Origin of the sequence: Sunxiuqinia elliptica (assembly GCF_900113005.1) — a bacterium.
In the GTDB taxonomy this organism is placed as follows: domain Bacteria; phylum Bacteroidota; class Bacteroidia; order Bacteroidales; family Prolixibacteraceae; genus Sunxiuqinia; species Sunxiuqinia elliptica.
The window spans coordinates 116,717-132,619 of sequence record NZ_FONW01000012.1 but is presented as its reverse complement, the minus strand read 5'-3'; the positions used below and the strand labels follow the sequence as shown (position 1 = coordinate 132,619).

The window sequence follows — 15,903 nt, the reverse complement described above, 5'->3', positions numbered from 1 at the left end:
TAATTGAGTAAAAATAAATACGAATATTATGATCGATATATTCAATATAAAGCCTGCTATCGTTTTAAGATCATTACTGCTATTAGGAGCATTGGTGATGGCGAATGCGGTATTGGCTCAGGAGAAAAATATAAATTCTAAAGATACGGTCGAATTGATAAAGGTGATCAAAGAAGAACCTGGTGCTTTTTTTTCAGTCGACAAATTAACGTCAACAGCCGCTGTGTCTTCTGTCTCTGGAAATAAGCTTTACAAAACGGCTAATGCCAATCTTACAAACACACTTTATGGAGTTTTACCTGGATTAACTGTCAGCCAAGGATCTGGTCAGCCAGGTTATGACGCCGCTACTTTGCATATCCGTGGAATGGGAACCTATAACAACCAAGAGTATACGATTTATGTTGATGGTTTTCAGACGACTTCAACTTATTTTCAATACCTCTCTCCATCTGAGATTGAAAGTGTTGCAATATTGAAAGATGCTGCGGCGCTGGCAACTTTTGGAATGAAGGGAGCGAATGGAGTATTATGGGTTACAACCAAGCGTGGAAGCGTGGGGAAAACCAAAATTCAGGTGCAAGCCAGAACAGGATTTCAGCAACCTCTCAATATCAATAAACCATTAGGATCTTACGACTATGCACGCTTATATAACGAAGCAATTAGCAATGATAATGGTCGGGTTTGGAGTCCTGCTTATACCGATTCTGATTTGCAGGCTTACCAAAACGGAACAGGAGTAAACACCGATTGGTATGATGAAGTTCTAAAGGACTATGCTCCTTATAGTTCACTGGATGCTTCGTTTAGCGGAGGAAGTGAAGCCGCTCGTTATTATTTAATGGTTGGCTATATGCAGAATGGAGGTTTGTATGATACTTCAAATGATGATACGCACTCCAATGCCCAGATGGACCAGTATACAATTCGTACAAATCTGGATTTTAAAGTGTTTGATATTTTTGAAGGGAAAGTAGATATTGGTGGACGGATTGAAGATCGGAAATATCCGAACTTTGATGGAAATTCGTTGTGGGCAAATTTGGCTAAGTATCCTTCGAATATCTATGCACCACAAAATCCCAATGGCTCATGGACCGGAACAACTACTTATCCGGATAATCCATTGGCCTCAATTCGTGCTCTTGGCTATCACTCAACCCATGATCGAACGCTTCAAGCAAATTTTAAACTGAAAGAAAGGTTAGATTTTATTGCAGATGGTTTGTACATGAGTCAAGGCGTTTCGTTTAGCAGCTGGACACGTGGTACTTATAACGTAACACGGGATTATGCGCGTTATATTGGTGACAAACAGCAAACAACAAATAAAAATACCAATCCTTCAGTTTATGATGATAATGGGACTAACCAGTGGAATTGGGTTCAATTTACAACATCACTTGGGTATCAACATGACTGGGGAAAGAATCATTTTATTTCAGAAGTCAATTACTTGCACTATACCTACGATATTGATCAAAATCAAAATGGAAGAGCAGGGGTGAACACAAATTATGCCCATCAAAACATTGCGGGGCGCTTACACTACGACTATGATACTCGCTATGTGGCAGAACTCGGTTTTGCTTATAGTGCTTCTGATAATTATGCCGAAGGAAATCGTTGGGGTTTTTATCCAACAATTTCTGGTGCCTGGATTTTGTCGAATGAAGCATTCTTGAAGGATAATAAGTTGGTTGATTATTTGAAGTTGAGAGCTTCTTTAGGGCAGTCCGGTTTCGATAGTTTCTGGGGCGGTCGGTATTTTTATCAGTTATATTACTCCAATTTGGGCGCTTATCCAACAGGAAATGATGATCCTAAGTGGAATCAAGGAATGGGACAGGCTTATGTTCCTAATTCAGAAATATTTGCTGAAAAAAGTACGAAGTATAATGTGGGTATTGATGGAAAATTGTTTGGAAAACTGGATGTTACTTTAGATGGTTATTTGGACAAACGTACTGGGATTGTAACTCGTGATAATTCACTGATGGCTGTATTGGGAACAACACCCCCTTATATCAATATCGGAGAAGTTACGAATAAAGGGGTTGAGCTCAGCTTAAATTTTACCGATCAACTAGGCGATTTCAGTTACTATCTAGGAGGAATAGTAGCTTACTCATCCAATAAAATTGACTATATGGCTGAGATTCCTCAATTATCCCCAGAGGCCATGCAAACAGGAAATCCGATGGGGTCTTCATTCGGATACCAGGCTGATGGTTTTTATGATATCACAGATTTTGATAGCAACGGACAGTTGCGAAATGACTTACCAGTTCCTGGCTTTGGAGCTGTACAACCTGGTGATATCAAGTATGTCGATCGCAATGGCGACGCTGAGATTAATGAGGCTGATTTAGTAAAAGTAGGAAAGAACTACTTTCCTAAAGTTAACTATTCCATTTCGCTTGGTGCAGCCTACAAAGGTTTCGATTTTAGTATGATTATTCAGGGAGTTGCAGGTAGAACAGTTAATTTACTGCATGTACGGGATCAAAGTTTGGCATTTGTTGACAATGGAAATGCTTATGCATTGGCTGAAGGACGTTGGGCGTACTATCCCGAGCAAGGGATTGATACTCGTGCCGAGGCTACTTACCCGAGGCTGTCGACCATGGGAAATAGCAATAACTACATTAACTCCACTTTTTGGATGAAGAATGGTGACTTCATAAAATTACGCAATGTAGAACTTGGCTATACGATTCCTAAAGCTTTAGGCAGTAAGTTAGGTTTAGCAGAAGCCCGTTTTTTTGTAAGTGGCGCAAACTTGTTAACCCTGAGTTCATTGTTGGATGATTACAATATTGATCCAGAGACAATGTCAGGTTATGCTGCTATGAAATCAATGAATATTGGAGTAACTGTTAACTTTTAACAACTAGAATTATGAAACTTAAAAACTCATATTTATTCATTATCATATGTTCGTTGATAATATCTTTTGGTGGATGCGAAATGCTGGATACGCGGATTGACACATTGCCAACAGAAGAAAACATAAACACAAACTATACAACGCTTTGGGGACTGGGATATGCTCCCTACACCTACCTGAAGAATGGTTTTTCAAGTATCGATGGCAACTTGTTTGCTGCGGTAAGTGATGAGGCTGAACAAACCTCTCCAACATCGAGTACTCAGCTGTTTAACGAGGGAAGTTGGAATGCTTACAGGAACCCTGCAGACGTATATGACCGCTGTTATGAAGGGATTCGAGCCGCTAACTTTTTTCTTGAAAATTCAGAAGACTATAAAACGTTTTTAGCCCTTAATCGTGATACGATTTCAGACGGGCAACGTCAATATAATCTGGATGTCAAGGATGTTTCGTGGCTTCGAAATGAAAGTCGGGTGTTGCGCGCTTATTTTTATTTTGAGTTGATCAAGCGATATGGTGATGTTCCTTTGGTGACAAAGGTGTTGACATCAGATGATAATACTGATTTGGTTCGAACTGGCTTTGAAGAAGTTGTTGATTTTATTGTTACCGAAATTGATGCGGTGAAAAATAATTTACAGTCAGACTGGGCTTCTTATGATGTAACGCAGGCCGGACGTATCACCCAAGGGGCGGCTCTAGCTATAAAAGCCAGAACCTTGCTTTATGCTGCAAGTCCCCTCAATAATTCGTCAAATGATCTGACGAAGTGGGAAAAAGCAGCAACAGCCGCTAAAGAGCTGATGGAGCTTAATCAATATTACTTGGCAGATGATTACCAGCAATTATTTGTAGCAGACAATACTGCTAAAAGTCGTGAGACCATTTGGGCTCTTCGTCTTGGAACAAATAATTCATTTGAAATTAAAAATTATCCAATTGCCACACCGGGAGGAGAATCAGGAGTTACACCAGCACAAAACCTGGTAGGTGCTTATGAGTATAAAGGCACGCCCGACCCTGAAGATCCTTATACTAATCGAGATCCTCGTTTAGCCTATTCTATCGTAACGAATAACATTTTTTGGAATGGTCGAACAATGGAGATTTGGGCAGGAGGTAATGATAGTGAGCATAATACGAATGCCTCCAAGACTGGTTATTATCTTAAAAAGTTTTTAAATCCAAATCTGAATCTTGTTCAAAATGAAAGCAAATTGCGAAGCTGGATCGTTTTTAGATATGCTGAAGTATTATTGAATTATGCAGAGGCAATGAATGAAGCTTTTGGCCCGGATGACAATAATGGCTGGGGGATTAGTGCTCGTCAGGCAGTAAATGCTGTAAGGGCAAGATCGGGTGTTGAAATGCCTGCTGTTGATGCAAATGATCAGATGGAAATGCGGGAGAAAATTAAGCATGAGCGAAGAATTGAACTTGCATTTGAAGATCATCGATACTGGGATTTGGTAAGATGGAAGGATGCTGGAGAAGTGCTCAGTGAGCCATTGAAAGGAATAAAGGTCATGAAAAATGAAGATGGCTCATTTAGCTATACTGATTTTGTTGTGGAGAATCGGAAGTTCATAAGTCCCAAAATGTATCGCTTCCCAATTCCTCAAGTTGAGATTAGTAAGTCTGAAGGAGTTTTAGTTCAAAATCCGGAATGGTAAAATTCGAATAGTCAACAGTTTTGTGAATTTAAAAATGACAACAATGAAATACACACTAAAATATTCAACACTGATTGTTTGTTTACTGTCTCTGTTCCTTTTTATACAATGTGAAGAAGATGATAGTGCTAAAGATTGGGGAGTTGTAAAAATCTATATGCCACAGGCTTCAATTCTAGATGGAGGTGTAACCAATAACTACCCTGTTCCTTTAGAGAACAACCCATTAACTCAAAACTACAAACTTGATACAATCTCGAATACGCTCGATATTACTCTGGGTGTTTATCGTTCGGCATTGAAAGCGCTGGAAGCTTATTCTGTCGATGTGATTGTGCGTCCGGATACAGTTGCACACTTGATAGAGACCGAGGAAATTAAGAAAGCAGTGTTGCTTCCTGCTGATGTATATTCTTTGCCTGAGTCTGTTTCAGTGATCGATGGGCAGCGCGAAATCGGTTTTTCGTTACAGGTCGATGTTCAGAAGTTGATCGATAATTACCCCGAATTAGGAGGAATGAAATTGGTTTTGGCTGTAGGAATTGCTAATCCGAGTAAATACGAACTGAATCAAGCATTGAGTACAACAATTATTATTATTGATTCGCGCGAGTTTATGCCAGCGGCGCCAATTCAAAACTATGTCACAGGAGGTGATATGAGTGAGGAAAGTATGCAATACTGGCAATGGACTTCAGAAACCCAGGTTTGGGGCTATTCCGATGATCTTCCGGCGGGAGGAGCCGGTAGTTGTATGGCTTGGTTTGATGAAAACTCTCCAGAGATGGGACAAGTTATTTTCCATGAAGTGAAGTTGGAAGAGGGAAAACAATATCAACTTTCGGGGAAGGTAAAAATCCCGGACGGAGCAAGTGGAATCTGGTTTGATCTGAATCTTACTGATGTGAATCCAGAAGAAAACGGCTGGGAACAAGAAGGTGATTTTATCGGACTTTGGTCTGGAGAGCCAGTTAGCTCAATTAACGGCGACATCAGAGATGTTGGTAATATTGGTTGGGGGACTTGGGGCGATGGTCGGACAAATGCACTTAACGGTGTGTTTACAGCAACAAGCTCAACCATGTATGTATATTTGAAATGCGGAATGTGCTGTGGAGGTACATTTAATGGCTCGGTCTTGGTCGATGAGATCAAGTTAACAGAATTTGAGTAATCTACTTAAAACAATAACAATACAATCCCGAAATAACAGGAATTGTTAGTAGTTTTTTTCTATCACATTCTTCCCTTCTTCCAGGTCTTCTGGAAGGGGGAAGATTTCCCAAATTAATGGTGGTATTTCTACTGAAATCATAGATGTTTTCAGATGCTCTTTAGTGCAACAAAATGGTGTTTGTATTTGAATGGTTACACTTTTTTGTGAGGGAGAGGAGATTATATTTTAAAGAATCGAATAATTATGTTACAGCTTAAATATGGTTTAGTTTACGTGCTGATTCTGGCTTGCGTGGTAAGTTTAATATCCTGTGATGGATCTCAAAAAGAGAAAAAGGAAGAACCGGTGACAGATAATGACTTCATTACAATTAGTCCTGACTATAATCGGTATTTTCAAACTTCTGAAGGGAAAACCTGGATTCCGGTGATGATCAACTACATTATGCCTGATGGTGAAGAGCGTGAGGTATTCAAGTCCGTTGATCGGTACTTCAAATCGTTCTCTGAAGTTGGAGGAAATGCCGTACGCATTTGGATTAGCTCTCCTTTTCTCGAGATTGAAGATAAGCAAATGGGAGCGTATAGTCAGAATAAGCTAGCTCGGATTGATACTTTACTTGCCATTGCTAAAAGATACAACATTCGAATAAAGTTTACACTTCAGCATATTCGAAGTATCTCTGCTGAATCAGAGGACAATAATCGTTGGTCGAACAGTGACGTTCTAGCTGTAAAGAATGGCCAAGGTTTTAACAATATTCTTGAATACATTACTACGCCTGAGGGAAAAGCAGCTTATTTAAATCGAGTAGAAGTACTGGCTGATCGGTATCGTATGAATCCGCAGATTTTTTGTTGGGAACTTTGGAATGAAATGGATGCTGTTGATGGAGTGAAGTGGCTTCCTTTTACTTCGGAAATTCTGGATTCTGTAAAAATGCTCTTCCCACACCAGCTGGTGGTTCAAACATTAGGAAGTTTGCACTCGATTGATGCAGAGCATCGCTACCTGGATCTATTCCAGCTCCCGAATAACGAGTATTTGAATGTCCACCGTTATTTGGATCCCGGATCTGCTTGGGGCCAATACGACCAGGTTCGACAACCTGCAGATTTAATTGCCTCAACAGCAGTTCAGTTTGCTTATGAAAAAGGGGCTCAGCTTCCGGTTCTAATGAATGAGATTGGTGCCGTGCAAGGAAATCATACAGGCCCTAGTGAATTATATGCTAAAGATACTTTGGGGGTGTTGCTTCACGACATGGTATATGCTCCCTACTTCAGTGGTGCAGCTGGGTGTGGCGCGATGTGGCATTGGAATGTTTACTTGGACCGTCAAAACCTGTGGTGGCATTATCAACGCTTAACTGAGGTCATTACTTTATTCGACCCTGTAGCAGAACAATTTGATCCTTTTTATGCGATAAGAGATGACCTTCGGATTTATGGATTAAAAGGGAAACAGCATACGCTGCTGTGGTGTAGAGACGGACGAAATAGTTGGCAATCCGAATTGGTAGAAGAATTAAAGCCTAAACCACGAGAAGGAGTTACACTTACGCTAGCTGATATTCAGGTGGCTGAAAAACAAATTGTAAAAACATATGATCCATGGAAAGGAGTTTGGACAAAGATCTTTGTGACTGATGGAGAAATCACCTTACCTCAATTTTCACGATCACTAATCGTGGTGCTGGAGCATGGCTCAATCAACTAACTAAATAGTACGAATAATGAAAAGAATCTACCTCATCATCATTAGTCTGGCAATGGTGTTTAGTTTGGCTAATGGACAGACTAAGACCGTGAATGTTGAAATTGATTTTACCTCTCCGGGATACGTAAGTAAATACCGAGCAGGATTAACACATACTCAAAAGAGCATTGACTCATGGGGGAATCCAGCTGCCATCAGTAAAGCCAAATTACTACTTGATTCAGTAGCCCATTTTCAAAATCAGCATTTGATGGGCTGGGGAGCATTAAATCCTTGGCCGGATTCTACGGTTGTTGACTCCGAAGAATGGAATTGGGAATCTTTGGATAATCGCATTAATCTTATTCGGGAAACTAACGGAGAGGCTGTAATAACGCTGTGTGCTTGTCCTTCTTGGATGCATAATCCTTCAAAAAACGGAGAAACCGATTGGAATGCTATCGAAGAGGCTCCTACACCAGATCATTACGATGATTTTGCCCATTTGTGTGCTGAAACTGCAAGAAGATATCCGGATGTTCGATATTTTCAGGTGTGGAATGAGTTTAAAGGGTTTTATGATGTTTCTAAAAATCGTTGGGGGTACGAAACATTTACCGACATGTATAACATGGTTTACGATTCGCTCAAAGCAGTAAATCCGGATCTGTTAATTGGTGGTCCATATATGCCAATGGATTCTTGGTCAAGCAGCTCTTTTAGTCATCCTTCAAATCTAAGGGGAGTCTATGGCGTTGTCGATCAGAGGGCATTGGATGGAATCAAATACTGGTTGACGAATAAAAGAGGGGGCCAGTTTATTACTGTTGACGGAGGAAATGATAATAAAGATGGGATATGGAAAAACGATAGTTTTAAAGCCGCTCAGAAATTTGTGGACATCATTAATTGGATCAGGCAGCAACCCGGCGGAGAAGACCTGCCTGTTTGGTGGTCGGAGTGGTATGCTTGGCCCCAGGATACCTACTTAAAAAATAAAGCAGAGTACCGAAATGCCATTATGGCTGCGGGGCTGATTAAATCAATAATGGCCGGTTATGCGAATCTCATGATCTGGCAACCTCAGGGGAACACACAGGGATTTTCGTACCCGCTCGGAGTTTGGACGGATACTGAAATTGCTGGGGGAGGGCAGCCAACCTTGTTTTACGAAACACAGAAAGGACTTCACAATTTTTTTAGTGAAGGAACGGAGATTTATAAAACGACTACAAGCACTGCCGATGTTGTATCAGTGATGGTATGCGATACCGCTATTTTATTGGTAAATAAGTTGTATGAATCGGTAAAAGTGAATATCGAAGGAATGGATGGAGAGTTGGTGCTGGCACCCAACGAGGTTCGCTTTATAGTTGATTATGACATTACCACATCCGTAAAAATTATAAAACAGGAAGAGGACTTTCAGGTTTATCCCAATCCGGTAAAAGACAAACTGTTTATTACTCCGGCCTGTTCTGGTAATTCACCTTACAGGGTGGAACTTTACAGTATGACAGGAAACAAAGTCATGTCGGAAAATGCACCTGTTCTTCCTTTAGACTTGTCAGCCCTTGCCTGCGGGACTTATCTGCTAAAAATAATCGGCAATAATACCAATTGTGAAAAGATTCTGATTAAAAACTAAACCCATCTAATGAGGAAGAACATCATATTACTAATTCTGCTTGTTGTTGCGCTGATAAGTTGTTTTGAAAACAAAAGTACCCTTCAACAGGTAACCAGCTGCCCAACAAAGCAATGGCAGATATCAAAAATTCAAACCCAAAAACTAAAAACTGACTTAGGAGATTCTGCAATTCATATCTTCCCAGAAAGATTGCAACAAAAAATCGATGGATTTGGAGGATGTTTTAACGAATTGGGTTGGGAAGCCCTGCAGATATTGCCTGTCGCTGATCAGCAAAACATTCTGCAATCTGTTTTTGATCCTATAAACGGATGCAAATTTAATTTGTGCCGGATGCCATTGGGTGCTAACGATTATTCGGTTGATTGGTACAGTCATAACGAAACAGCAGGCGATTTTAAAATGACCGGTTTTTCAATTAAAAGAGACCAAGAACGACTAATTCCCTATATCAGGAAAGCCAAAGCGATTAATCCGGAAATCCGGATTTGGGCCTCGCCCTGGTGTCCTCCATCGTGGATGAAAATCAACAACCATTATGCTTGCAAACCCGACAGCGTAAATGACTTGACAGAGGCGGGACGTGGCGAAGAGCTGGTTTCACAATTCAGAATGGAGAAAGAATACCTGGAGGCTTATGCGCTGTATTTCTCAAAATTTATTCAGGCTTATAAAGATCAGTACATTAATATTTGTGCTGTGCACGTACAAAATGAGCCAAACTCGTGTCAGAACTTTCCTTCGTGCGTGTGGCATCCCGTCGATTTGGCAACATTTATCGGGGATTATCTCGGTCCACGTTTCGAAGCAGATAATATTGATGCCGAAATCTGGCTGGGAACTATCGAACGTGCAAATACTGAGCGGGTAGATGAAATATTAAATCATCCGGAAGCAAAAAAATACATTCATGGAGTTGGATTTCAATGGGCAGGTAAAGGAGCAATTTCTCATGTGCATGAAAATTACGGGCATTTAGAATTAATGCAAACAGAAACTGAATGCGGTTATGGTTCAAACGACTGGGCTGCAATGGAGCACACTTTTGGCTTAATGAAACACTATTTTAACAATGGGGCTAACTCGTATATGTATTGGAACATGATACTAAACGAAACCGGGAAAAGCCAGTGGGGATGGAAACAGAACTCCATGATTACAGTGAACAGCCAAACAAAAGAAGTGACTTACAATCCTGAGTTCTATTTGATGAAACACTTCAGCCATTTTATTGACCCAGGAGCACAAAAAATAGAAAGTTCAGATCCAAATTGCCTTGCATTTAAAGATTCAGAAAAAATTGTAGTTGTTTATTACAATCAGGGAAACAGAGCTGAAAAGGAGTTTGTAATAGGCGACAGAAAGTTTAGATCTACGCTTAACGAAAAGTCAATCAATACATTTATTGTACCCATGTAAGAAGTTGAACAACAGGATTAATGTGAATTAAGATTTTAAAAGATGATAAGGTTGAAAACAAAGCCCGGGTGTATTTTATGCAACATATGTGCTGTGTTAATAGCACTGTTTTGCCTGCATAACAAAGTCGTAGGACAAGAAATAACAAAAAATTCAGTGCCGTTAATTGGAGCACAAGTTTTTATTGAGCCGGGGCAAACTCCTGAAGAAATTGATAAGTGGTTCAGGATTTTGAAAGAAAACGGAATGCCTCTCTGCCGCATTCGTATGTTCGAATCGTACATGAAAAAATCCGATGAAAGCTGGGATTTTACCCTTTTCGATCATGCTTTTAGGGCAGCCGACAAATACGGGATTAAAATACTGGCAACTTTTTTTCCTTATACTGAGAAAACCGATATAGGTGGTTTTAAATTCCCTCGCAACGAGCAGCATTTAAATTCAGTGGCTCTTTTTATAAAAAAAACGGTGCGTCATTTTAAAAGCTACGAAAGTTTATATGGCTGGGTATTGATTAACGAACCCGGATCGGGTGGTATTCCCGATAACAGTTTTGCAAAAAAAAAGTACGCCGAATGGCTCAAAAAAAATCCTGCCTGCGAATTTACCGAAAAAGGTTATCCTGTATTGAAGGATTTAAAAGACCAGCAATTTTTAATGGATTACAATACCTGGTACCTGCGCTGGATTGCTAATGAAATCAGAAAATATGACAAAGACAGCCATCTACATGTGAACAACCACGGCATTTTTAGCTTGGCTGCTGAATACGATTTTCCAGCCTGGCGTACCTTTCTGAACAGCTTGGGAGGCTCGGCGCATCCAAGCTGGCATTTTGGGGACTTTAAACGCAGTCAGTACGCTTTGGCAATGTCGGCTAACAGCGAAATAGTACGATCGGGGGCAGGCAATTTACCCTGGATTATGACCGAAATTCAGGGCGGAAACAACACATACAGTGGTATGGCACCCTTTTGCCCTACTGCCGATGAAATTATGCAATGGTTATGGATAACGGTGGCTACAGAAGCAAAAGGAGGTATTTTTTGGTCGCTGAATCCACGCGCTTCCGGAATAGAAGCTGGCGAATGGGCCTTGCTTACTTTTCAGGATGAAGCATCCGACAGGCTTGTTGCAGCAAAAAAGGTAGCCGAAACTTTAAATAAAAATGCTGAGTTGTTCAAAAATGCCAAAGAAATTGATTCCGGAATAAACCTGATGTACATCCGTGAATCGATGTGGGCAGAAAAAGCAATGGCCACATCTTCTTTACAAAACTACGAAGGCAGAGAGAATGGGGCAGTTATGAAATCGTTGCTTGGGTATTTCGAAGCTTTCAGCGAGATGGGGATTAATACTTCCATTACCGAATTTGGCGAGTTTGACTTTGGGAAAAAGGATTACAACGGTGAAGTTATTATCCTGGCCAACCAACTGGCTATTCCTGATTTGTATGCTTCTGCTTTTGAAAACTTTGTAGCAAATGGAGGAAAACTAATTGTAGACGGATTGACAGCATTCTTTGATGAAAACCTGCACAATACCATGCTTACCGGTTTTGCTTTCGAAGCCTTATTCGGAGGCAATATTGCAGAATTTAAAGTGGTCGATAATCTTTTTGATGTTCAGATCAATAAAAAAATAGTACCTGCACATCTATGGCAGGGAATTATTCAGGCAATAGAAGGAGAAGTAATTGCTCTAAAAAATGAGAAGCCTGTGGCGATAAGAAATCAGTTTGGAGAAGGAGAGACCGTTTGGATACCATCGCTGCTGGGATTGGGATCGCGAATTTCACGCGATTATACTCAATTGTGTAACTGGCTTCTGGATGAAATTGAAGGCATTGGGGAATTGCCCGTACGTTTTAGCAGGCCAACGAAAGGCATGCTTATGAAATCGATGTGGGCAGATAATGAGCTGATAACTGTAATTGTAAATAAATCAGGAGAAACGCAGTATGTGAAACTCGAAATGAAAAAACAAGACCGCAATCCTGAAATACTATTCTGTAGTGATAACGATTGTGTTGTCACTGAATCTTTCTTGATCGTTCGCCCTGAAACAACGCTTGTAATAAACTGGAACTAATACTACGATGAAAAAAATATTTTTACAACAACGAACCGCTTTATACATTTTGCTTACAGTAATTCTTTGTCTTTTCGTACAAGGTGTTTGTGCACAAAACGATTGGGAAAATGAGTTAATGATTTCGCAAAAGAAACTGCCGGCACGTGTTACATCCTATTCTTATTCGAACGAAAAAGATGCGGTGATAGGAGATCGAAACCTGGCAAATATTTTAATGCTAAACGGAGCCTGGAAGTTTCAGTTTGTAGATGATGATGAAAAACGACCACTCGATTTTTTTCAATCCGGTTTTGATGTTTCAGGATGGGACGATATTGAAGTTCCTTCGTGCTGGGAGATGAAAGGCTACGGAACGCCAATTTATACGAATATAACTTATCCGTTTCCTGTAAACCTTCCGAACATCGACCGCGAAAATCCGGTAGGTTCTTATGTGAAGGAATTTGAATTGCCACAAAATTGGGAGGATAAAGAAATTATTTTGCACTTTGGCGGAGTTAGTTCTGCTTTTTATCTGTGGGTGAACGGCAAAAAAGCCGGTTACAGCCAGGGAAGCCGCTTGCCTGCCGAATTCAATATTACTTCGCTGCTGAAAAAAGGAAACAATAAAATTGCGGTGCAGGTATTTCGCTGGTCTGATGGTTCGTATCTCGAAGATCAGGACCATTGGCGCATGAGCGGAATTCATCGTGAAGTAATGCTGTTGGCTCAACCAAAAGTGGCTTTGAATGATTTCTTTGTTCGCACAAAGTTTGATAAAAACTTAAGCAATGCACTCCTGCAAATTCGTCCCGAAATTAAGGTTCAGGATAATCAGAATATTGACGGATGGAAGCTGGAAGCAAAATTGTTTGATGAGGAAAATGAAAGTGTATTGTCAGCTCCTTTAGAGCTTAGTTTGAAGACAATCGTAGATGAAGCTTATCCTCAACGCGACAATGTTCCTTTTGCTTTGCTTGAACAAAACATTTCGCGTCCGAAGAAATGGTCGGCCGAAACTCCTTACTTATATCGGTTGGTACTTTCCATTACCGACAACAATGGAGAAATAGTAGAAGCCCGAAGTTGCAAGCTTGGATTTAGAGATGTAGCAGTTAAGAATGGCGCCTTATTGGTCAATGGAAAGAAAATTAAGCTCTATGGCGTGAATCGGCATGATCATAACGAACGGGAAGGGAAAACAGTAAGCCGTGAAGATATTCGACGAGATTTGGAATTGATTAAACAATTCAATTTTAATGCAATTCGAACATCTCATTATCCCAATGATCCTTATTTCTATGATTTATGTGATGAATATGGGGTATATGTAATGGACGAAGCCAATGTGGAAACACACGGCGTAAATGGGTTGATTTCAAATATTCCAACCTGGCACTATGCTATTCTGGATCGGGTAATTCGGATGGTAGAGCGGGATAAAAACCATCCTTCGGTTATTTCCTGGTCTCTTGGCAACGAGTCAGGCTGTGGCCCTAACCATGCTGCAGCAGCCATGTGGGTAAAAGATTTTGATCCAACACGGTTTCTACATTACGAAGGGGCACAGGGCGATCCAAATCATCCCCAATACCTTCCGGTAAATTCTGCTGAGTGGCACAATAGCAATTACCATGATCTGTCAAATCCTACTGACCCAAGCTATGTGGATGTTATAAGCCGAATGTACCCTACGCTTGAGCAGCTAGAAAACATGGCAAACAGTCCCTACATCAAACGGCCGATTATGCCGTGTGAATATGCTCATGCGATGGGAAATTCGTTGGGTAATATGAAAGAATATTGGGATTTAATTCATCAATACGATAATCTGATTGGAGGTTTTATTTGGGATTGGATTGACCAGGGAATCTTACAAAAAGACGATACCGGAAAGGAATCTTACGCTTATGGTGGCGATTTTGGAGATACCCCGAATGATGGTAATTTTTGTTTGAATGGTATTGTAACGCCAGATAGAAAGCCAAAACCTGCCTTGCAAGAGTGTAAGTACATTTATCAGCCAGTTGTTTTTGAGGCCGTTGATTTAAGGCAGGGAAAAGTTCGAATAAGTAATCGTTTTCATTTTAAACACACAGGAGAGTATCTTTTTCAGTGGGAACTAATGGAGGACGGGAAACTTCTCGAATCAGGAGTATTGGATGATGTAATCATTTTGCCACAATCTTTTGGCGAGTTTCAAGTTCCATTACCCTCCTTTAAGGTCAGAGCTGGCTGTGAATATTGGTTGCGATTAAGCGTGCACACAACTTTGGATGAAGTTTGGGCCGAAAAAGGATTTGAAGTAGCCAAAGAGAAATTTTTGCTGCCTTTCTATATTCAGACTGAACCCGAAGTAGTAAAAGGAAGTGTAAAGCTGGAAGATCAAACCGAAAATATAAAAGTTATAGGAAAGAAATTCAGGGTGGTAATTGACAAAAACAGCGGAAATATCGTTTCGTACAAAACAAACGATAACGAATGGCTGCAACAACCAATTGTACCAAACTTCTGGCGTCCTCAAACCGATAATGACGAGCGGGGATGGAAATCGCATGAGAAATCGGGATTCTGGAAAGATGCTGCTGTAAAACTCAATGTGGTGGATATCCAAACGTCAACAACAGAATCGGCAGTAAAGGTGGTTGTAACAAAAGAACTGGAAGAAAAGGTTAGTTTGGTATTGACCTATACCATATCAGCTGATGCAAGTGTTAAAGTTGATTACGAGCTGGATGCAAACAAAAGTTTGCCAATGCTTTTAAGAGTTGGGAGCAGGCTTGCTGTGGCGAATCAATATTCCAATCTGAACTATTATGGAAAAGGTCCGTGGGAAAACTATTGTGACCGTAATCAGGCTGCCGAAGTGGATGTTTATAGTGGCTCTGTTGAAGATTTTCTTTTCGAATACATCCAGCCTCAGGAATGTAGTAACCGAACGGAAGTACGTTGGCTGGAACTTAAAAACAAAAATGGAAAAGGACTCCGCATCAGTGGCGATCAGCCATTAAGTATATCAGTATGGCCTTGGACAGCAGAAATGCTTGAGACGGCAACCCATACGAACCAACTTAAAGAAGAGGATTTTTTCACGGTAAATATTGATTTGTTCCAGTCGGGAGTGGGGGGATGCAATTCTTGGTCCGATGATGCCATACCAATTGAAGAGTATCGAGCCAAATCAGGCTATTATGAGTATCAGTTTAGGCTAGTTCCAGTGAACTAAATACCCGAAGAAAAAAAGAGAAAAGACTAACCATTAGATAAGATTGCTTTTGAGTTGATACGCCCTCAAAGCTTTGATGAATAAACTTAA

8 protein-coding genes are annotated in these 15,903 nt (G+C 40.5%); all 8 read left to right on the top strand.

The features are described 5' to 3' along the window. Positions 1-28: 28 nt before the first annotated feature. Positions 29-2,893: a SusC/RagA family TonB-linked outer membrane protein gene (locus tag BM156_RS17735; RefSeq protein WP_212733552.1), complete on the top strand. Its 2,865-nt coding sequence runs from the start codon at positions 29-31 to the stop codon at positions 2,891-2,893. Positions 2,894-2,904: 11 nt separating this feature from the next. Beyond that, positions 2,905-4,569: a RagB/SusD family nutrient uptake outer membrane protein gene (locus tag BM156_RS17730; protein WP_093921242.1), complete on the top strand. Its 1,665-nt coding sequence runs from the start codon at positions 2,905-2,907 to the stop codon at positions 4,567-4,569. A gap of 43 nt (positions 4,570-4,612) precedes the next feature. After that, positions 4,613-5,743 (top strand): DUF1735 domain-containing protein, encoded by a 1,131-nt coding sequence (locus tag BM156_RS17725; RefSeq protein WP_170847001.1) that lies wholly within the window; start codon positions 4,613-4,615, stop codon positions 5,741-5,743. Between the two features lie 246 nt (positions 5,744-5,989). Further along, positions 5,990-7,465, top strand: a complete 1,476-nt coding sequence (locus tag BM156_RS17720; RefSeq protein WP_093921240.1) for a glycoside hydrolase 5 family protein — start codon at positions 5,990-5,992, stop codon at positions 7,463-7,465. 16 nt (positions 7,466-7,481) lie between these two features. Continuing rightward, positions 7,482-9,092 carry a T9SS type A sorting domain-containing protein gene (locus tag BM156_RS17715; protein ID WP_093921239.1) on the top strand — a complete coding sequence of 537 codons (1,611 nt, stop codon included), beginning with the start codon at positions 7,482-7,484 and terminating at the stop codon, positions 9,090-9,092. Positions 9,093-9,101: 9 nt separating this feature from the next. Continuing rightward, the gene (locus BM156_RS17710; protein ID WP_093921238.1) at positions 9,102-10,514 is read left to right on the top strand and encodes a glycoside hydrolase family 30 protein; all 1,413 of its coding nucleotides are present in this window, start codon (positions 9,102-9,104) and stop codon (positions 10,512-10,514) included. A 156-nt stretch (positions 10,515-10,670) separates the two neighbouring features. Further along, positions 10,671-12,605 carry a beta-galactosidase trimerization domain-containing protein gene (locus BM156_RS17705; protein ID WP_212733551.1) on the top strand — a complete coding sequence of 645 codons (1,935 nt, stop codon included), beginning with the start codon at positions 10,671-10,673 and terminating at the stop codon, positions 12,603-12,605. 7 nt (positions 12,606-12,612) lie between these two features. Continuing rightward, positions 12,613-15,813 (top strand): beta-galactosidase, LacZ type, encoded by a 3,201-nt coding sequence (locus BM156_RS17700; RefSeq protein ID WP_093921236.1) that lies wholly within the window; start codon positions 12,613-12,615, stop codon positions 15,811-15,813. The last annotated feature ends 90 nt before the right edge of the window (positions 15,814-15,903 follow it).